Genomic DNA, 521 nt, shown 5'->3' on the forward strand with positions numbered 1-521 from the left:
TGCAGGGCGCTGCCTTTGATGACGGGGATGTCGTCGCCGGGGAATTCGTAGCGGCCGAGGAGCTCGCGGATTTCCATTTCGACGAGTTCCTGGAGTTCAGCGTCGTCGACCATGTCGCATTTGTTCATGAAGACGACAATGTAGGGCACGCCGACCTGACGGGCGAGGAGGATGTGCTCGCGGGTCTGGGGCATGGGGCCGTCAGCGGCGGAGACGACGAGGATGGCGCCGTCCATTTGTGCTGCTCCGGTGATCATGTTTTTGACGTAGTCAGCGTGACCGGGGCAGTCCACGTGGGAGTAGTGGCGGGAGGGGGTGTTGTACTCGACGTGGGCGGTGTTGATGGTGATGCCACGGGCTTTTTCCTCGGGGGCCTTGTCGATCTGGTCGTAGGCGAGCTTTTCGATGGTGGGATCGGCAGCTGCTGCGGTGTAAGTGATCGCGGCGGTGAGGGTGGTTTTTCCGTGGTCCACGTGACCAATGGTTCCCACGTTCACGTGGGGCTTGGTGCGTTCAAACGT

The 521-nt window shown here is 61.2% G+C and carries 1 protein-coding gene; it reads right to left on the reverse strand.

What is annotated here, in order from left to right:
• On the reverse strand, positions 1-521 hold a 521-nt coding region (locus tag IEY52_RS26560; protein ID WP_189009743.1), incomplete at both ends, for a GTP-binding protein.

The organism is Deinococcus roseus (genome assembly GCF_014646895.1).
Classification (GTDB): Bacteria; Deinococcota; Deinococci; order Deinococcales; family Deinococcaceae; genus Deinococcus_C; species Deinococcus_C roseus.